Origin of the sequence: Paraburkholderia sp. UCT31 (assembly GCF_014397655.1) — a bacterium.
Classification (GTDB): domain Bacteria; phylum Pseudomonadota; class Gammaproteobacteria; order Burkholderiales; family Burkholderiaceae; genus Paraburkholderia; species Paraburkholderia tuberum.
This window is the reverse complement of sequence record NZ_VZQP01000066.1, coordinates 1-19887: the sequence shown is the minus strand read 5'-3', so window position 1 is coordinate 19887 and position 19887 is coordinate 1. Positions and strand designations below refer to the sequence as shown.

The following is a 19887-nucleotide window of genomic DNA, read 5'->3' as shown; positions in this document are numbered from 1 at the left end:
GATCACTTCGGCGTTGCGCGCGGAAACGTCACGGCGATATGCACACCCTTGCCGCTTTCGCCCGCCTTCAGCGTGATCTCGCCGTGATGGGCGTCCGCGATTTCGCGCACGATCGCAAGACCGAGGCCCGTGCCCTCGGTATCCGTCGACGCCCGAAAGAACGGCTCGAACACGCGGCTGCGCGATTCGGCCGGAATGCCGGGGCCGTTGTCGATCACGCTGACCGTCACCGCATTGGCCGCGGTATCAGCGTTCACGGCGACCGTCACGTGACCACCGCTGCCCGTGTAGCGAATCGCGTTCTCGGCGAGATTCGCGATCAGTGCCTGCAACAAGCCGCGATGTCCGAGCACCGGCGCCGCGCCGTGCAATTCCGCGCCCAGATCGATTTCACGTGCCTGCGCGAGCAGGCCGAGATCTTCGACGACCTCCATCGCGAGCGGCACCAGATCGACGCGTTCCATTGCGAGCTGCGAGTTGTCGGCGGCCTCGGCCTGCGCGAGCAAAAGCAGCTTGTTGGTGAGCCCGACCATCGAGCGGTTGCTGCGATGCATCGCGGCAAGCGCTTCGTCGAGCGCGGGATTGAGGCCTTCCTGCTGCCGCGCGAATTGCAGTTGCGTGCCGAGCAGCGTGAGCGGCGTGCGCAACTGATGCGCGGCGTCGGCGATAAAGCGCCGCTGCGCCGCCACCTGCACGCCGAGCCGCGCGATGCACTGATTGATCGCATCGACGATGGGCCGCAGCTCCGTATGCAGACGCTCGACGCGAATCGGTTCGAGCTGCATCGGATCGCGGTCGGCCACCTCGTCTTTCACCTTCATCAACGGCCGCAACTCGAACGTGAGCCCGATGCAAACGAGCGCCACTGCCAGCGCGATCATTTCGAGCTGGCGCACGAGTTGCGGCCGCCACAGCTGTTGCGTCATCGCATCGCGCGAGCGCACGGTCTTGCCGACCGTCACGCGCACGGGACGCGTCGCGCCGTTGTCGTACATGAGCCGCACGATGTCGACAGCGCGCACCTGCTGGCCGTGCAACTGCGTGTAGTACGAATCCGGCACGTCGGGCGCCCGCAGCGGACGCGGCGGGAAATCAGGCGTACCCGCGAGCAGCCGCCCATCGTCGACACGCACGCTATAGAACACCTGGTCGCGATATGGCGATGCGAAGATCTCGAGCGCGGCCGGCGGCACATCGACACGCAGAAAGCCGTCGCTCCATTCGACCTCGCCCGCGATCATCCGCGCCGACGCGACCAGCTGATTGTCCTGCACCAGATTCGCGGTGTGCCGCGCGTTGTCGTACTCGGTCTTGCCGGTCACGAACACATAAAGCGCGAGCGGTACGAGCAGCCACCACAGCAGGCGTATGCGTAGGCTATTGGCCATCGTTACTGGTCGTCTTCCCGCTTGCGCAGCAGATAGCCGAGCCCGCGCAGCGTGACGATCGCGGCCGAGCTGCCATCGAGCTTCTTGCGCAGACGCGAAATGTAGATCTCGACCGCATCCTCGCTCGGCTCGTCGGCGAGCGTGAAGATCGCATCGACGAGCGCCGGCTTCGTCACCGTCTTGCCGAGGCGCAAGATCAGCGCTTCGAGCACCGAACGCTCGCGCGGCGTCACATTCAGCGGCGCGCCCTTCAGCGTGAACTGGCGCGTGTCGATGTCGAACGACAGATCGCCGCACACCACCTCGCCGGCTTTCGACGGCGACTGCCGCCGAATCGCCACCTTGATGCGCGCGATCAGCTCGCGCACTTCGAACGGCTTCACCAGATAGTCGTCGGCGCCGGCGCCGAGCAGCTCCACCTTCTCGTCGATCGAGCCGCTCGCGGTGAGGATCAGCACCGGCGTCGCGTCGCCACGCTGACGCAGCCGGCGCAGCACGTTCTTGCCCGACAGCTTCGGCAGGTTCAGGTCGAGCAGGATCACGTCGTAGTGATTGGTGCGCAGCAGGCGGTCGGCTTCATCGCCGTCCTGCACGGCGTCGAGCGCGAAGGCTTCCTGCTCCAGCATTTTCGCGAGCCAGTGCGCAAGCGTGGGGTTGTCTTCGATCAGCAGCAGCTTCATGGCGGCAACGGCAAAAGTCAGGTCGTCGATTGTGCCTTAAAACAAGGGGGCCGCGCGCATACCGTGTGGTTTGCCGCATAGGTCCAGTGCCCGCCGCGAGCGCAGTGCCGATCCGCGCGCAATGTCGGCGCATTTTCGGCGCATTTTCGGGTTAACACCCATGTTTTGCGCCAAACCCCGAAAGCTGCCAGAAGGTTTCGCGTTTCTATAATCGCCCCCATTGACCCAGAAAAGCGCCGCGCACCACGCTCGCGGCGACCCACCTAAGGGGACTGCTTCATGCGTACCTTGCGCCAGATTGCCGCTGTATCAGGAGTTGCGTTCGCCCTTGCCGCCGCATCGGCCGCCGCTCACGCCGAGAAGATCACGATCATGGTCGGCGGCGCCACCAAGATCATCTATCTGCCGGCCAAGCTCACCGAGCAGCTCGGTTACTTCAAGGACGAAGGCCTCGACGTCGAGATCCTGTCGCAGCCGGCCGGTGTCGATGCGGAGAACGAACTGCTCGCGGGTGCGGTGCAAGGCGTGGTCGGCTTCTACGATCATACGATCGACCTGCAGAGCAAGGGCAAGGAAGTGCAGGCGCTCGTCGTCTTCGGCCAGGTGCCGGGCGAAGTAGAAATGGTCTCGACGAAGGCGGCCGATTCGCTGAAGAGCATGGCCGACGTCAAAGGCAAGACGCTCGGCGTGACCGGCCTCGGTTCGTCGACCAGCTTCCTCACGCAGTACCTCGCGCAGCGCGCGGGCGTGCCGTCGACGCAATACACGATGTTGCCGGTCGGCGCGGACAACAGCTTCATCGCCGCCGTCAAGCAAGGCCGCATCGACGCCGGCATGACCACCGAGCCGACCGTCTCGCAACTGCTCAAGACCGGCGACGCGAAGGTGCTGGTCGACATGCGCAACGTGGACGGCACGCGCGCCGCGCTCGGCGGCACCTACCCCGCTTCGAGCTTCTACGTGCAGCGCGCGTGGGCCGAAGCGCACAAGGACGAGGCCGCGAAGCTCTCGCATGCGTTCGTGAAGACGCTGAACTACATCGCGACGCATAGCGCCGAGGACATCGCCGCGCAGATGCCGAAAGACTACTACGGCAACAACAAGGACCTGTACGTGAACGCGCTGAAGGCGTCGCTGCCGATGTTCACGAAGGACGGCAAGATGCCCGCCGACGGCCCGGATACGGTTCTGAAGGTGCTGTCCGCATTCAATCCGTCGGTGAAGGGCAAGCATATCGATCTCGCCAAGACCTACACCAACGACTACGTGACGGCGCCGGTCAAGACCGCGTCGAAGTAACGCTTCTTTCATATTCACAGAACTGCGAGGCACCCGCCGATGAATCAACCTATGTCACGCGAGACGCCAGCGATCGAAATGCGCAACGTGTCGTGCCGTTTCATTTCCCCGGACGGCAAGGCCACGATCGCGCTGCGCGACTTCAGCATGTCGGTGGCACGCGGCGAATTCGTCGCGGTGGTCGGCCCGACCGGCTGCGGCAAGTCCACCACGCTCAGCATGATCACCGGCTTGCTGAAGCCGACCACCGGCGAAGTGCGCGTGATGGGCGCGCCGGTGGACGGCATCGATCCGCGCATCGGTTTCGTGTTTCAGGCCGATGCGGTGTTTCCGTGGCGCTCGGTGCTCGACAACGTCGCGGCGGGTCCGCTGTATCGCGGCCGCTCGAAATCGGCCGCTTACGACGAAGCGAACGAATGGCTGCGCCGCGTGGGCCTCGACAAGTTCGGCAAGCACTATCCGCATCAACTGTCCGGCGGCATGCGCAAGCGCGTCGCGCTTGCGCAGACCTTCATCAACAAGCCGGAAATCCTGCTGATGGACGAGCCGTTCTCGGCGCTCGACATGCAGACGCGCACATTGATGCAGGACGAGTTGCTGCAATTGTGGGGCGGCGCCGGCTCGGTCGTGTTCGTCACGCACGACCTCGAAGAAGCGATTGCGCTCGCCGACCGCGTGTTCGTGCTAACTGCCCGCCCCGCCACGCTGAAGAAAGTCTACGAAATCGATCTGCCGCGACCGCGCGTCACATCGGAGGTCCGCTACGACTCACGCTTCATCGAAATTTCGCGCGATATCTGGCATGACCTGCGCGAAGAAGTGCAGATCGGTTAATCAAGGAACGGCAAACATGTCTACACCCTCTCAACAGATGATGCCCTCGGGCATCGACGCCGCGTCGCTCGCTCACGTCGAGCGTATTGCGCAGAAGAAGATCCGCCAGCGCCAGGTTCTGGTGATTTCGCTGCGCATTCTCCTGCTCGTGGTCGTGCTCGGCGGCTGGGAACTGTCCGCGCGCCTGAAGTGGATCGACCCTTTCTTCTTCTCGATGCCGACCGAGATCTTCGCGCAGATCGTCGACTGGTTCGTGAACGGTACCTCGCAAGGGCCGCTGCTCACGCAGGTGTGGGTCACGCTCGAGGAAACGGGGCTCGGCTTCATCATCGGTTCGATCGGGGGCATCTTCTGCGGCATCGTGCTCGGCCGCAACAAGCTGCTCTCCGACGTGTTCAGTCTCTACATCAAGATCGCCAACTCGATCCCGCGCGTCGTGCTCGGCTCGGTGTTCGTGATCGCGCTCGGACTCGGCATGGCATCGAAAGTCGCGCTCGCGGTCGTGATGGTGTTTTTCGTCGTGTTCGCCAACGCGTTCCAGGGCGTGCGCGAAGCGGATCGCTACATGATCGCGAATGCGCAGATTCTCGGCGCGTCGCGCCGTCAGGTGACGACCTCGGTCGTGATTCCGTCGGCGCTCAGCTGGATTCTCGCGAGCCTGCACGTGAGCTTCGGCTTTGCGCTGGTCGGTGCGGTGGTCGGCGAGTTTCTCGGCTCGAAGCAGGGCATCGGCTTGCTGATCTCCACCGCACAGGGCGCGTTCAATGCGGCCGGCGTGTTCGCGGCGATGATCGTGCTGGCGGTGGTCGCGCTTGCCGCCGACTACCTGCTGACCGCGGTGGAGAGTCGATTGTTGAAGTGGCGGCCGAGTTCGGTTTAAGCCACGGCAGCGCAGAGTCCACAAACAGTAGTTCGCTTCACCGATGCCGCTCAGTCTTCTGGACTGAGCGGCATTTTTATTTGCTAACGCACATCCTGTCTCCCGCCAGCAAACTGTTTTTCGCAATACGTTGGCCACCTCGCAACACTTTTCTCTTTCAATCCCCCACCAGAAGCCAACATCCGGCCGCCAGCCCGTTCCATGCGCTATGGCACGCTCGATGCGTACCACCGCGCAAGTCAGGCGATCGCCAACATCGATCGCGGATCGAAGCGAGGTGAGTCATGTCGAGTGCACAGAGTCAACGCCGGTCAACCAACGGGTACGGCGGCCCGTTCATGCGCGCCAACACCGCGAATCGCCGCGATCGTCATCATTCGAGCGGATTCGTGCTGTTCGGCTTGCACACCGCCGGTGTGATCGGCCGCGGACCGAAACGCCTCTGGCCGTATGTCCTGCCCTGGTTGTTCATCCTACTGACGATCGGTTCCATCTGCCTCGTCGTGCGCGGCGTGCTCACGCGTCAATTGCTGGTACCGCCGGTGGAGACACCGCAAACGCTGACCGAGCGCGGCTATACGGCGAACTTTCTCGCCGAGCGGATCATGTCGGCGATGAAGGAAATCGGCCAGGATGCCGAATCGATTCCGCACGACACGATGACCAGCAACGACGCGCAGCAGGACATCCAGATTCCGGGTCAGGAAATGTCGTATGCGACGACGGTGCGCTTCATCAAAGGCGTGCTCAAACGCGACGATGTCGCCGTGCACATCGGCATCACGAAGACGAATAGCAGCGCGGATTCATACGTCGCGCACGTGCAGATAGAACACGGACCGTTCAACGGCCGCGAAAGCACGGTGCCGTTCGAAGGGCGCGACCTCGAAAAGCTCGTGCACGACATCGCAGTCACGGCGATGCGCCTCGCCGAACCTAACATCCTCGCCAGTCATCTGTACACGCAGGTGCAAAAGACCAAGTGCTCGCTCGCGCAATGCGACTATCGCGAGATCGTCGGGATCTATGACGAAGTCCTCGCGTTGCCTTCATCCGAGCAAGCCCAATGGGCAGTCGCGGGCAAGGCGTGGTTGCTCGACAGTCAGCAGCGCTCGACAGAAGCCGAGCAGCAGATCCGTGAAGCATTGACCCAATACAAGCACTCGGCGGTGCTGCGCGCGGGTCTCGGCATTGCGCTCGAACAGCAGAACCGCATCGACGATGCGCTAAAGGAACTGCGGGCCGGCGCGAAGGAAAAGTCGCGCACCGCTGAAAACCTGCGACTGCTCGGCGACGTGCTGTTGCATTCGAACAAGCACGATCGCGAAGCACTCGAAGCATTCAGGCAGGCTGCCAAGATGAACCCCGACTCCGTCGACACGCTGCACGACTGGGCCGAGGCGCTCGTCAAAACCGGCCACGACGACGAAGCAATCGACAAGCTGTCGCACGCCGTCGCGTTGCGTCCCGATCTCGCCCCGTCCTATGTGGAATGGGGCCACGCGCTGGAACACAAAGGCGCGCTGCGCGAGGCCGCGCGCAAGTATGCACAGGCATTGCAGCTCGACGCCGGCACGTTGTCGGCGCGCGAACGCGAGCTGGCGCTCTCGACGGACGCATCGCCCGACGAAGCCGACACCCGGACATCGAGGCCCGACCTGCGCGTCAAGCCCGTTTCGAATCCCATGACGTCGTACCCGCTTCGGGCATCGCTCGATACGGTACGCGACGCCGTAGGACGGGCGATGCGAGCGGCCTGAGCCGCGCGCATTCGCCATTTGAGTTGGCAACACAGCCGAACAGGAGACAGTTCGATGGACAGCTTCGAAGATGCATTCAAAGCCTTGATCGGAAACGAAGGCGGGTACAGCTTCAATCCGGCCGATCCAGGCGGCGAAACGATGTGGGGTGTGACGGCGCGCGTCGCGCGCAGTGAGGGCTATAACGGCGCGATGAAAGACCTGCCGCTCGATACCGCCCATCAGATCGCCAAGCGCAGGTACTGGGACCCGTTGCATCTCGACGAACTCGATCCGCGCGTGGCTTTCCAGATTTTCGATGCGAACTACAACGGCGGCCTCGTCGTGCTGTGGATGCAGAAAGCGTCCGGCGCCAGGGAAGACGGCAAGTTCGGCCCCGACACGCTCGATGCGGTCAAGAACGCCGATCCGATGAAGTTCGTGATGCGCTTCGCCGCGTATCGTCTGCGGTACCTGCGGAACCTGCATTCGTGGCCGAATTTCAGCCGCGGCTGGACCGAACGCATGGCGGCCAATCTTCTCCTGGGAGCAGCATGATGGACTGGTCTAAAGTTGCGAAGAATATCAATAGCACCGCCCCGCTTCTCGCCGGGCTCGTAGGGGGGCCGGTCGGCCTCGGCGTGACCGCTGCCGCCGCGATCATCTCGCACGCGCTCGGCACGCCGAGCGACCCGGCCTTCGTGGAACCCGCGTTGAACGACCCCGGCGCACTCGAAAAACTCCGCCAGGCCGAAAGCGCGAATTCGCTGCAATTGCAGCAGTTGATGGTGACGGCCGCGCAGTCGAGCCTCGCGCACGACGCCGACATGGCCCGCATCGCCTCGAGCGACACCGCGAATGCACGCGCGATGGGTGTCGCCAATCGCGACTGGGTCCCGAAGGTGCTCGCGATGGCCGTCACCACCGGCTTCTTCGGCATTTTGCTGCTGATGGCGTTCCAGCCTTTGCCGGGTAGCAACAAGGATCTCGTCAACGTGATCGTCGGCGCGTTGGGAACCGCGTGGATCAGCATCATCGGCTATTACTTCGGCACGTCGGTCGGCTCGATGCGCAAGACCGAGCTGCTCGCGAAGCCGAGCGTGCCGATCACGGCCGAAAGCGCGTTGACGTTGCGCGAACCGGCGTCGCAGTCGGGAGCGCACGCACCGGCGGCGGCCGCGCCGTCCGGCGACCACTTCCCATCGTTCGCGCCGGGCGGGCAAGGTCCGATCTTCTCGGGCGGCAGTTGAGTCGATGCTACGTTAAGCGAATCATGCACGCGACGAAGTACATTGACCGTCGCGTGCATGTCCGCCTCAAAGCAGGGCTCTTTCGCCAGCGCGCGTTTTGCGCTAAGTTGGCAACGCGAAGTCCATCCCGTCCCGAGTGGAGCGATAAAAGATGAGTGACGTCGAGCAGAACGCGCAGAACGATCCGATCGAACACGTCGTGCTACTGTTGATGGAGAATCACTCGTTCGACCAGATGCTCGGCTGCCTCGACGCCGTGCACGACAAACTGGACGGCGTGCGCAACGCGGCCGGCAAATCGAACGCCGACGGTCAAGGCCACACCTTCTATCCGCGTGAAACGCGCGAGCGGCAGATGAAGCACGATCCGAATCACGAGCACAAGGCCGTGATGGAACAGATCGCCGCCGACAACAGCGGTTTCGTGCGTACGTTCGTGAACGACTACCCGAAGAGCAGCCTGGCCGCGCGGCAAGACGTGATGGGCTATTACCCGCTCGGCTTTCTGCCCGCGCTGCACACGCTCGGTTCGCAATTCACCGTGTGCGACCGGTGGTTCTCGTCATTGCCGGGGCCGACGTGGCCCAACCGTTTTTTCGCGCTGACGGGTACGTCGAAAGGCGAGATCGGAATGCCTTCGGGACTCGACGGGCTCAATCCGCGCTGGTACACCGAGCAGGATCAGGACACGGTTTTCGATCGGCTGAACGCCGCGCGCAAAACGTGGAGCGTCTATTTCTACGACTTCCCCGCCTCGTTGCTGCTGAAGAACCAGCGGCGCGCGGAAAACCTCGCGAATTACCGCTCTTTCGATAAATTCTTCGAGGACGCAGCGGGACCCGCTAGTCAGTTTCCGCAATTCGTACTGATCGAGCCGAAGTACTTCGGCGAAGCGCAGAACGACGATCATCCGCCGCACAACATCATGAAGGCAGAGAAGCTGATCGCGGATACCTACAATGCGCTGCGCTCGAATCAGGCGCTGTGGGAGCGCACGTTACTGGTGGTCCTCTACGATGAGCACGGCGGTTTCTACGACCACGTATCGCCGCCGGCCGACGCGCTCGCGCCCGACGACCACACCGCGAGCTTCGATTTCAAACGACTCGGCGTGCGTGTTCCCGCCATCCTGGTGTCACCGTGGTGCGAAGCCGGCGTGTGCAACGAACGATTCGATCATTGCAGCCTGCTGAAGTACCTGTGCGACAAGTGGCAAATGCCACCGCTCGGCAAGCGCACCGAGGCGTCCGCGAACCTCGGTGTGGCAATTCGCCGTGGCGGCGGCGCGCGCACCGATACGCCGCCGTTTATTCGCGTGGCCAATCAATCGCTGATTGCGCAGCACGTCGAACTGGAGCGCAAATCGTCGAATGGCAATCAGCATGGCCTGCATCATTTCGCCGACTATCTGCACGCGGAACTGGACCGGCTCGCCGCCGAGGCGGTCGAGGCGGCCGCGCAACTGGCGCGCACCGGTAACGCATGGGTGCGCTTCAAGAGCGCGTTGGGCTCGCTGATGATGAGTCTCGGCCAGTGGCTCAGCAAGGACTTCTACGACGCACGCGACCAACGCGATGCACGCACGAGCCAGGCGTTCACGCGCTTGCGGCAATCGGTCCGTGAGGCGACGCCGGGCATCGCGCGAGACGATGCGGAAGAAACGGCCTCGTCCGTCAATCCGGTCTCGCAGAAATAGCACGCCGCAAAGCGGTGGTAGTGCGGAACGTTGACGGATGCCAGAGTTCGTGAAATCGGGGACCTTGGATTTCTTCGACTATTTCAATAGTCTTGACGCAGTGGCCGGTTGGCAGTGACGGTATCAGTGAAGCCCACGGTGAATCGTGCCACAGAAACCGGGAATTTCGGTTCGGGACCGCCGCAGCGCAGCGCCGCCGGCTATTTTCCCCGCGACAAGCGCCATCGCGGACAACGGCCACTTTCGGTCGGTCGGCAGATCCGGATGAACGGCCGCTGCTGGCCCAGTTTCAGACTGCCATAAACGACAACCCGCGGTTTAATGCTGGTGAGCGAGCTATCACCGGACATCCTGACGGTTCGCCTTGTGCTGTCCTCAAGTCGATAGTCAGGGTTGGTTCTAGACCAAACAACGTCTTCACGATTACCATTCTCCACCGTCGCTGGAGGCAGAAAGGATCTGTAGTTAGCCCGTCCTGAACAATTCGTTTTGCCGACCACGGGCGTTACGGCAACCGTCCCCGCCGCCATGCCGCTACCAGACTTTTAATCTTCGCGGCTTCGGATATCACTGCCATCAGGTTCCCGGCTTGCTCGATTCATCGCTACCGTTTTTCCAGTTGCGTTACATTCACCATCAATACGACCTGGACTTTCCATTAACAATGACTGACTTATTCCGCATTCGGAACGTCCTGATTCCGGCCGCTATCGGCTTAATCGTTTTCCTGGCGTTCACGGGCGGACACGGGCTGAATCCGCTTCGTGTGGACTGGATTATGTCGAGCGACGGTGACGCCCCGCAGCAATACGTCGGATGGAATTTTTTCCGTCATAGTCCGTATCTGCAATTCCCCTTAGGCCTGAATCCGGGGTACGGGGAAGTCATCGGTAGTTCGATCGTATTCTCGGATTCAATACCGTTGCTCGCGATCCTGTTCAAGCTGGTTCGCGGCGTCCTGCCGGACCAATTTCAATATTTTGGGCTATGGATCGCCGCCTGCTTTGCTTTACAGGCCGTTTTTGCCTGGGCGATCCTGTCGCTGCGCACCACGGACAACGTGATCAAAGCACTAGGTTGCGCACTTCTGACACTCTCTCCGCCTATGCTTTGGCGGCTTCACGGACATGAGGCCCTGATAGGGCATTGGCTGCTGCTTGCCGCGCTATATCTCTATCTGACCAACCGGGGCAGGATGTGGCACTGGATTCTGTTGATTTGCGTGACCGCATCGATTCACGCCTATTTGCTTGCCATGGTCGCAGGCATCTGGTTTGCCGATCGGGTACGCCTGCTTGCGCCCGGTAGCTCAAGATTGAAGCAATTGGCTGTCGAGCTTCCGTGTCTTGCCGTTGCGGTTTTGATCACGACCTGGTCGGTCGGCTATTACACGGTCAGAAGCGTCGTGTCGGGGGGATTCGGCACCTATCGCGTCACCCTGACCTCGCCGTTCCGGGCGGAGGCCATCTGGTCGATCTGGAGCAGCTATGGATTCCTCGGCGGAGATTACGAAGGTTTCTGCTACATCGGTGCTGGCGTCTTACTGCTCTTCGTGACGACGGCGGTCTTGATCATAAAACATCGCAAGAACGCGCCCATTGCCTGGGGCACGCACGCGTCACTGATCTTCGTGTGCGCGCTGTTTTATCTGTTCGCGCTGTCAAACCGGGTCTCTCTCGGCGGCCGCCATGAGCTGTTCCAGTACCCGATGCCGGCCTTCCTGACAGGATTCACGTCGACATTCCGCGCCTCGGGTCGCTTTATCTGGCCGGTTTTTTATGCGGCTATTGTCTTTCTGCTATTTCGCTTCATCAAACTCTCGCCCAGAAAATGGGTAGTTCCTCTTTTGTGTGTCTTCGTGGTCTTTCAGGCCACGGATCTGATCAAGGCGTCAAAGTATTTCAGAAGCCAATGGACGCAGCAGTGGACCCCGTCCCTCACGTCCGATTTCTGGAAAGAGGTGCCCCGGCAGTACAAGCGGATCGCGTTTGTCATGCCGCTAGATGGCGGCTACACCTATGTCCCGATTGCGTTCATGGCGTCTAATGCGAAGATGACGATCAACGGCGGCAATCTTGCGCGCGTCGATTTCGACAAGCTCGGCCAGGTGCAGGCGCAATTGCAGGATACGATCGAGCACGGTACTTATTCGCCCGACACGCTTTACGTGTTCCATACCCCGCAAAGCTGGGCGACAGCCAAGGCAAATTTCAAGGGCGATGGATTTGTCGGAACAGTCGACAACTATGACGTAATCGCACCGGGTTGGCATGGATGCACGACGTCGTGCGGTGCATTGGCGAACAAGTAATGTAAGTTCGTGAATTATCTTATAGGTACGGCTTGTCCATCTGAAATGTTCCCCGCGTCCCTGTTCCGGATGGTCATGCTGTACGCGTGAAACGTCGCGACGAGGGCTTGGGGAGCACCCGCGACTAGCTGGTCCGTCCTGAACAATTCGTTTTGCCGACCACGGGCGTTACGGCGATGGGGTCACGGCAACGCTGCGGTTAATCAGGGCAACGAGAATGAAGGCACAAAGAAGCCGCAGCTTCCTCAGGATCATCCGCAGGTTGTGACCGGCGCCGCACAACACCGCGTGCATCGCATCGCCGAGCGCGCCCTTGAGCCGGTTGCGATCGAGTTTTCCGTCTGTCTTCATATGGCCGATGGCTGGCCAGATTGCACTTCGCCGTCTGATCATCGCGCGTAGTCCGCGTGTGATGCCCCGCCGCAGGCCCGGGTGGTAAATCTTCACGTCGTCGACGGCGACACCCTTGTAACCGCGATCTACGATTGCCACCTCGGGCTTCGCCTCACTCAGGATCGAGGCCTGTTCCAGCGCTTCAGTCAGCGTATGACCGTCGTACGGATTGCCCGGCATCGAGCGCATGCCGATCGCCAGGCCCTCCTTGTGCGTTGTAGTTATGGACACTTTCACACCGAACTCGTATGGGATGAATATCTGGATGGAAACTACGGTGGCGTGCTGATCGTGTTCGACCGACTCTTTGGCACCTACATAGCTGAACAGCGCGACACGCCGTGCCGCTTTGGGCTGGTGCGACCGATGACGACATATAACCTGCTGACTATCGAGTTCGACTACTAGCGTGCATTGTGGCGCGATCTGCGAACGGCGCACTCTTTGCGCGAGGCGTGTGGCTATGTGTTCAAGCCGCCTGGTTGGCGGCCTGATGGCAGCGGGCAGACAACCGAAGACCTGAGGCATAGTGCTAACCCGCAGCACTTCGCCGAGGGACCGCAATAACCGTCCGATATCAGCCGGAGAGCGGCCGCTTACGAACCTAGGCTGAGCGGCGCAAGTGGGTCGTGTACGGCAGCTCAGTTGCCCGGATTCTGCCACCTCCTTCCATTCGATAACCGCTGTGGTAGAAGGAGACTTCGCGAGAAGTCGATAGACGCCCGTCCGCTCATCCTCTGATCCTGTGCGAGGATCGACCCGTCTGATGTCCGGCGGCAGGAGCGGCGGCATAAGCCGCGCCATTGCCGCCGCGCAAGCCGGTAACATGCGAATAGCGCAGAATAGGATCGTGAGCATCTTCAAACGCGCGTGAGAGGAAGTGGCGCCCGATTTCGGTCGTTATGGCCTACGCGTTAGCGACAACCTTGTTGCAGAGAGCCCAATGAAGAAAGGAAAGACGAAACTTACCCGCCATGATGCTGAGCGCCTTTTCGAGGGTCTGCCTAATGGGAACGTGAAAGTATCGAGCCGGCCAGAGAACCCATTCGATGCAGGGGTGTTCGACGAGGTCGAGCGCGTCGACGACGAAGCCAAACTCTGGAAAGACAACCTCATTACTCTTCCGATGGCGATCGAGTTGCCTGCTGCCTACGAGTCGGTATCTCGCATGCGCGAGTCGATGGCGAGGGCATGGCGCGCGAAGTGGGTAAGGGAAGGTAAAAACGAGGTTGTCACTGAGTTTCCTGAAGGTTGGACAGCCGTTCGCCCGGAAAGCGGACCCATAGAGTTGCGAGATCCGTCCGGCGTGGTCCGCGCCTTATACGGGTGGGCCGAGGATGCTGAGCTCAGGATTCTGCCGCGGTATCTGGTTGAGTCACAGACGGACAGTTCAAGCGGACTGGGCAGCTTGCTCGTCCGTGATCGCGTGAACGGTCAAGTACTTGAGAGGTCGTCGATCTGGTCGGCTCAAACTGGTACCAACCATCCCGATTGGGCCAGGTTGTCAGAGTGGCTCAACTTACACTATCCACAACATCGCGACCCGCTTCGGTACTGGGAAGATTGCGAGGAAAATCTCCGACACTGAGCTATTTTTTGGGGGCTCTGTTCCCGCGTCTGCTGCACCCAGCGTGACGGGGGCGAAAGGAGGGCTCACGGCTTGATTGAGCTTTCGAGTTCGGCCACATTGTCGTGACTCGGCGTTGGCTTCGCGCGTATGCTATCGGCACCATGCCGGACTGGACACTAACGAAATCCGGCAATTGATTGTCAAGCTGATCCGAAAGGGCGCGATCCTGGATCGTTAACCACAGATGCGCACGCGGTTCGGCTTACACCCGCTGCCTCATCCAGCATGCAATGCTCATGCGGTCGCGCGTGGCGGGCAGCACCTCGTGTTCAAACTCCGCCGAGAGAAACAAGAGCAGCGTTCCGGCGCGCGGAAAGACGTCGTGATAAGACTGATCGGCAAGGTATAGCCGCAGTGCGCCGCCCTCGGCGTCCTGCCACGCTTCGTTGAGGTAGAACACAGCGGAAATCACGCGGCTGTCGCTGTTACGCAAGCAGTCGAGGTGGCGTGCGTATCCGGCACCCGGCGGATATACCGCGTAGTGTGATTCGCTATCGACCAGACCGAGAAACAGGTCGCGGTTGAGCGCGTTCCGTAGCGCGTCGATGCGATCGGCGAACGGCTGCTGCCGCGTGCTCAGCGCGTCGGGTTGGAACCAGTGCGTGCTATCGCCGCGCAAAAGTGTGGCAGCGCGATTGGCCCCCACACGGGCTGGTGTCAGCAGCTGCGCGTCGTGCATGGCCATGCATTCGGTCGATAAGGCCTGCGTCTGGCTCTGTGACAAAAAGTTCGACACGACACACCAGCCGTCGACGGCGAGCGCGCGTGTCGCGATGTCGAATTCGCTGGATCGGGAATTCGACGCGACATCGATTGCCTCGTCCGGCGCGGCGTCGCCGATCAGGCAATCAACCAGCAATTCGATTTCCGCTTCAATCAGGGGGTGTTCCAGAAATGCATCCGTTTTATTTGTTCTTCCGCTGGCGGCTCGATCGAGTACTCGCTCGGGTCTGCTACCAGCTGGTCAAAACCATCAAGCGTTGTCGGGGGCGCGTCGAACGCGGGCATTGACACACGCCGGACCCAGCAGGAAGAGCCGGGTCGAGGTGGTCGATCTGTTGGGACAACCGCGCAGTCTACACGAGTGGGACGAAGGCTGAACGAGCGACCACGAAAGACCCTGGATTACGAAACACCGGCGGAACGATTCGATCGAACTATTGCATCGACCGGTTGAATCCGCCGTTTTCGAAAGAGATGCTCAATGCACTGATCGTCTCATCGCAACAGGTTGACGCTAGCGGCCAAACTTCTTTAGCCAGCTCACCGGAAGCCCGTGCTTTCTGGGAATCTCCGCGTTTCGTTTCGAGGTTTGCCGCGGTCCGGTTCGACCGCGTCTGACATTCATACCTTTCAGGCGGCTGGTTGCGGCTTCAACCAACGTCGTTCGCACCTGCACGCGGGTCGCTTCGTCAAAGATAGAACTCGCGATCTCGTCGATCGCTAGTGCAATGAGCGCATCGCGCTTTTCCGGCTGTAGTTGCCGCCAGGGGCCCCACGGATCGATTGGAATCGGTCTTCCGCCAAGAACTAGCGAACCACCTGCGTCATCGGCCACACCCCCGAGAAGGCGCCCTACAAGTACCGGCAACGGAAAATGCCACCATGGCCAGCTCGTCGTGGGTGACAGCATGAAAGCCGTCAAAGTGCCGTTCAGCTTCCCCATCCCGATGATCTGTCCGCTAGCGTTGATATCGAACACAACCTCCAGATGCCATCCGGGATCCGAAATCAGCTTGTCCAGAAGCGTCGTCGTTCCGTTTTGATAGAGAAAAGCTCCAAAATGAAGGCCGTTGTTTAGCGACGGATCGTCAAACACGCAACTGCCGACCACATCACCACTGTTGTTGATTGCCGTTGCAGTACCCTCGGTTGCTCCAGCGGGCAGCGGGATAGGCTGAAAGACCGGCGTCGCCTGCCGTGTGTCGCACGTTCCCGGAACGGCCTTGTATGTGGGCGGCGTGCCGGCTGCTCCGCAGGCTACCCCGGCGTCGTTAATGCCGTACGCGCTTTCCATCGCATCCAGCATCTTTGTGGTGCCGCTCGCGACGCTATGTACCCCCGGCTTCCCGGAATCACTAAAGCCAACTGCTTCTCCCTGGTTGTTTATCACGGCAAGATTAAGCGCGGGAACAGTGGCAACGAGACGGTTTGCGGGCACGCTGAACAGGAAACCCTCTCCGTTAGTGCCGCCGCCGCAAACGAGCCCCTGATCGTTAACATCGGCCGCCCATGAAATCGGCCCGACCAGGTTCGAGAGGTCAGTCACATTCCCGGCGTCGACGATGATGGCGGACTCGGTTGCGTAGTTGTTCGTTGTCATGCTGCCCACAGCGATAAGGCCGTCGTTGATACCCCAGAGGGTCGTGTGATTCGGAGGCGCAAGGGTAGAGGTAAGCCAGCCGTTTAGCCATTGCGCGCCAACCGGCCGCGATTGCCCCTCGTCGTTCACAAATGTGGTTCCGGCTGCCTGACCATCATTACCCAATGAGTATGCTTCCGCGCTCACGGGGGCGTCAGGATCAGGTCCCAATATTGGCAACAAGGAATACATGGCGTCCTCCATCGCCCGAGAACCGGGCATCGTTCGCCTGTTTCAGGAAGGCACGGTGAAGTGCCGCAATGAAATGCATACTGAGACCGAATGTCCGCGGTGATGTCGCGACCGACGTTAGGCATCCGTGCGAGGCCGTTTCGGAGAAACAGCCCGACGAGGCGCAATCAACGGTTCTGCTCAAAGACGACGGGTGGGGTAACCGACTCATTTACATGGAGGCGGAATATATCCGGACGTGCGTAGTGCCCTACGACATCGAAGTCGTATTTTCCCCTTGCGAGGTCAGCGAGATCCAGTTCGTGAACAAGCAGGGCGTCTTCATCGAACACGGGCCCGGCAAGCACCTCTCCTAGTGGTCCCACTATGCAACTGCCGCCACGCATGAGAACGGTATCCGGATTGTTGCCCTGGACGGCAGCATAGTTGTCCGGCGCATCGCGGCGCCGTAAATGCTGACACGCAGAGAGCACAAAACAGCGGCCTTCCATCGCAATGTGCTGCATTGAAGCAACCCAGGTGGGCCGACTGTCCGCTGTCGGCGCGCAATAAATCTGTATTCGCTTCGCGTACATGGCCATGCGCAACAGCGGCATGTAGTTTTCCCAACAGATCACCGCACCCAGCCGACCGAAAGGCGTATCGAATACGGGAAGCGTCGACCCGTCGCCAAACCCCCAGATCAACCGCTCGGCCGCTGTGGGCATCAGCTTTCGATGTTTTCCCAGCAGTATTCCATCGGGCGCCAGGAAGATGACAGTACAGTAGAGCGTACCGCCGTCGCGCTCAATTACACCGACGATCAGGTATTGCCTCAGGTCGCCTGCGATCTGCGCGATTCGATTTGTCCACACGGATGGCACCTCGATGGCGCTGTCAAAGTACCGGCGATAGTCCTCTCTGCCTTCAGGCGTCCTCTCGCCGACGGGAGCGCCGAAATGCAGTCCCTTGGGATAGGCGGATACGAAGGCTTCCGGGAACACAATCAATTGCGAATCGAGTTTCGACGCCGCGACTACGTCCCGTTCGAGCTTGGCCAGCGTTCGTTCGACATCGAACATGGCCGATCCCGTTTGCATGACCGCTGCACGCAGAACTTGCTCCATTCTGACCTCCGGTTCAAAGGCGTTAGCTCACTTTATTAAAGGGCGAGAATTGGTGCGCGCATAGATTTTTTGGCCATCGTTCAGATCTCACATCGTTGAACGCCCGTCAGCCAGCCCGTCTCTACGCCCTTTTCAGCGGATGACAAAGGCAGGTGGATTGATTCGTCGAGTCGGGCAACCGCGCCGGAGGACCCAGACACGTCGGAATGTGGGCAGAGAAAAGTCGTGATCGTGATGTGGCGGCAATTTCAGTTTAGACGCGGCGGTACTCCCTGCTATATGCCATTCGCCATATGCACAGACGGCTCTGCACAGACGGCTCGCAGAAGCCTTTCGACGCTGGATTTGCCTGTGTAGTGGGGCACGCTTGTCTCATCCGCGCCCTTGAATACGGAAAAACAGACGGTGCCGTTCACGCCCGCTTCACGCGACCTTCATTTGAACTGGCGCTCTCGGCCATGTTCAGCCGGTCGCCCGCTCACTCGGCCAGACATTCAGAAGTCGCTTTCATGCTGAAAGCTGCCGCTCGCTTTGCTCCGTGACCCGGAAGAGGCTTGCCGTTGAACCTCCGACTATGGGTTGTGTGCGCTTCAGTCGACAACAGTTAGTCCAGGCGGCTTGGGGAGTATTCGCATCGCTGCTGCAGCGAGCGTCTTCGATGACCTGCATGAGTGCCTGGCAGGAGAACGGCTTGTGCAGATAGACATCGAAGGGCCGGGAAATGTCTCCCTGACTGACAGCGTCTCCCATCATTGAAACGAGGAAAGCCGCGGAGCGAATCGGCGTTTCCCTCAGCGGCCGTGCGACAGACTCATTGTCCTCAGGCTTCGATCGGATTCTAAGCCTCGAGGACATCGTACAAACACGGGATACGGAGGCGGACCGCATGTGTCGCGATCTAACCCACAGCGCCAGACGGAGAGTTGGATCCGACCCACCGGTCGCAGCGCGCATGTCTGTCTACCAATTCGCACTGGTCGCCATTAAAAATCCAATATTTTCAACTAGTTGTGTGATCGCTTACCGCGGTGCCACCGTTTGGCACGCACTTTGCCTTGATCCTCATCGAGGAGTATCTACACCCTCAAAACAAGCTCTGACATTCCTGACTGACTAATTTACCCTTGGAGAATCGAAATGAACGCGCTGGTAATCAAAGACCTCCCCGTAGCCGTTGAGATGGATCGTACTGCAATGACCGCCGTCAGCGGCGGCAGGTTGCCGCAGCAGATCGTGAACATCGTCCAGGCCGTTGCCGACTATGCAAATGACGCTCCTACCCAGCACAGTTTTACTGGCAGTGGGACTTCTGTGACGTACTAACAGAAACACGGTGATTTCGTAGTTCAAGGCCCCGCCAACGAGGGGCCTCTTCGAATTCGCTTCCGGTGACTTTATCTGCGCTGCCCCGATACCGACCGTTCCGCTTCAATTCGACGGGTTGTTGTGAGCGTGAGCATTCTTTCTGAGGGCATTACGACCGTTTTCTTGTTCACGATCGATGAGGTACCAGGCTTCCGGTTCCTCACCAGGCGTGCTCAACTTTTCTCCTCGCAAAACAATGGACTCCCACGCGGACCGCGGACGCGAAACACCATGACGACGCAGGTCCCAGCACCTTGTTGGCTTAAGCCGCCGTCGGCGTGGCGACCGGCCAGCGGCGGCTAAGTCGAATAGTTGTTCCCGAAAATGCCACTTGAACGTACGGACCGGTCAGTTTTCTGCCAGTGAGAGCGCGCACTGTGACTGGCCGTTGAAAGTCGGTCTGAGGCATTCACATAGGTGGGCCGAGTGTTTGACTCGGCCCTGCCACCACCGGTCATTCGACACTGACGCCTGAATCGCTGATAATCGGTAACTGCCCGCCGTTATATCCCTGAGTCTTGGTCGCAATCATGCTCAAACTCGCCTATCTGTTTCTCTCGATCACGCTCGCCACCCCGCTCTCGGCCCTAGCGTACGGTAGTGATAATCCAGACTACGATCAATGCATTCTGCATTCGTTAAGGGTTATTCGACGTCTGCCCTCATTCACATGGCTGTGAGTGTGCCGCGGCGCGTGTGGGCAGGCGTCGGATAAGCCTCGAGGGAGGAAACCGCGGGATGGTCCGAGACGCTCGGAATTTC

15 protein-coding genes and 2 pseudogenes are annotated in these 19887 nt (G+C 60.4%); 11 read left to right on the top strand and 6 right to left on the bottom strand.

What is annotated here, in order from left to right; translation table 11 throughout:
• Positions 1-2 precede the first annotated feature (2 nt).
• Positions 3-1388, bottom strand: coding sequence for a sensor histidine kinase (locus F6X40_RS35695; RefSeq protein ID WP_187631101.1), 1386 nt, complete (start codon positions 1386-1388; stop codon positions 3-5).
• A 2-nt stretch (positions 1389-1390) separates the two neighbouring features.
• Positions 1391-2068, bottom strand: coding sequence for a response regulator (locus F6X40_RS35690; RefSeq protein ID WP_018423692.1), 678 nt, complete (start codon positions 2066-2068; stop codon positions 1391-1393).
• Positions 2069-2347: 279 nt separating this feature from the next.
• Between F6X40_RS35690 and F6X40_RS35685 the strand changes: the two genes are divergently transcribed.
• From F6X40_RS35685 to F6X40_RS35650, 8 genes are all read left to right on the top strand, one after another.
• Entirely contained in the window at positions 2348-3367 is a 1020-nt protein-coding gene (locus F6X40_RS35685; RefSeq protein WP_187631100.1) for an ABC transporter substrate-binding protein, read from the top strand.
• A 39-nt stretch (positions 3368-3406) separates the two neighbouring features.
• The gene (locus tag F6X40_RS35680; RefSeq protein ID WP_090807505.1) at positions 3407-4201 is read left to right on the top strand and encodes an ABC transporter ATP-binding protein; all 795 of its coding nucleotides are present in this window, start codon (positions 3407-3409) and stop codon (positions 4199-4201) included.
• A gap of 16 nt (positions 4202-4217) precedes the next feature.
• Complete coding sequence (locus F6X40_RS35675) at positions 4218-5081, top strand: ABC transporter permease (protein ID WP_184061632.1); 864 nt, start codon at positions 4218-4220, stop codon at positions 5079-5081.
• Between the two features lie 284 nt (positions 5082-5365).
• Positions 5366-6841, top strand: a complete 1476-nt coding sequence (locus tag F6X40_RS35670; RefSeq protein ID WP_187631099.1) for a tetratricopeptide repeat protein — start codon at positions 5366-5368, stop codon at positions 6839-6841.
• A gap of 54 nt (positions 6842-6895) precedes the next feature.
• On the top strand, positions 6896-7378 hold the full coding sequence (locus F6X40_RS35665; protein ID WP_018423697.1) for a glycoside hydrolase family 108 protein: 483 nt from the start codon (positions 6896-6898) through the stop codon (positions 7376-7378).
• Positions 7378-8070 (top strand): hypothetical protein, encoded by a 693-nt coding sequence (locus F6X40_RS35660; protein WP_187631114.1) that lies wholly within the window; start codon positions 7378-7380, stop codon positions 8068-8070. Before F6X40_RS35665 ends, F6X40_RS35660 begins: the two co-directional genes overlap by 1 nt.
• A 151-nt stretch (positions 8071-8221) precedes the next feature.
• Positions 8222-9766, top strand: a complete 1545-nt coding sequence (locus tag F6X40_RS35655) for an alkaline phosphatase family protein (RefSeq protein ID WP_187631098.1) — start codon at positions 8222-8224, stop codon at positions 9764-9766.
• Between the two features lie 589 nt (positions 9767-10355).
• On the top strand, positions 10356-12077 hold the full coding sequence (locus tag F6X40_RS35650; RefSeq protein ID WP_187631097.1) for a DUF6311 domain-containing protein: 1722 nt from the start codon (positions 10356-10358) through the stop codon (positions 12075-12077).
• Between the two features lie 168 nt (positions 12078-12245).
• On the opposite strand, the pseudogene F6X40_RS35645 reads toward F6X40_RS35650, so the two are convergent.
• Positions 12246-12722 (bottom strand): annotated as a pseudogene (locus tag F6X40_RS35645) (IS5/IS1182 family transposase); the annotation flags it as partial.
• 3 nt (positions 12723-12725) lie between these two features.
• Here F6X40_RS35645 and F6X40_RS35640 point away from each other — a divergent pair.
• Positions 12726-13037, top strand: a pseudogene (locus F6X40_RS35640) (sterol desaturase family protein); the annotation flags it as partial.
• A 376-nt stretch (positions 13038-13413) separates the two neighbouring features.
• Complete coding sequence (locus tag F6X40_RS35635) at positions 13414-14058, top strand: hypothetical protein (RefSeq protein WP_184073604.1); 645 nt, start codon at positions 13414-13416, stop codon at positions 14056-14058.
• Between the two features lie 244 nt (positions 14059-14302).
• Here F6X40_RS35635 and F6X40_RS35630 read toward each other — a convergent pair whose 3' ends face one another.
• From F6X40_RS35630 to F6X40_RS35620, 3 genes are all read right to left on the bottom strand, one after another.
• Entirely contained in the window at positions 14303-14959 is a 657-nt protein-coding gene (locus F6X40_RS35630; RefSeq protein WP_222946259.1) for a 2OG-Fe(II) oxygenase, read from the bottom strand.
• 378 nt (positions 14960-15337) lie between these two features.
• The gene (locus tag F6X40_RS35625) at positions 15338-16654 is read right to left on the bottom strand and encodes a hypothetical protein (protein ID WP_187631096.1); all 1317 of its coding nucleotides are present in this window, start codon (positions 16652-16654) and stop codon (positions 15338-15340) included.
• A gap of 167 nt (positions 16655-16821) precedes the next feature.
• Positions 16822-17760, bottom strand: coding sequence for a nitrilase-related carbon-nitrogen hydrolase (locus F6X40_RS35620; protein ID WP_184061622.1), 939 nt, complete (start codon positions 17758-17760; stop codon positions 16822-16824).
• A 1137-nt stretch (positions 17761-18897) separates the two neighbouring features.
• Here F6X40_RS35620 and F6X40_RS35615 point away from each other — a divergent pair.
• The gene (locus F6X40_RS35615; protein WP_187631095.1) at positions 18898-19083 is read left to right on the top strand and encodes a hypothetical protein; all 186 of its coding nucleotides are present in this window, start codon (positions 18898-18900) and stop codon (positions 19081-19083) included.
• The last annotated feature ends 804 nt before the right edge of the window (positions 19084-19887 follow it).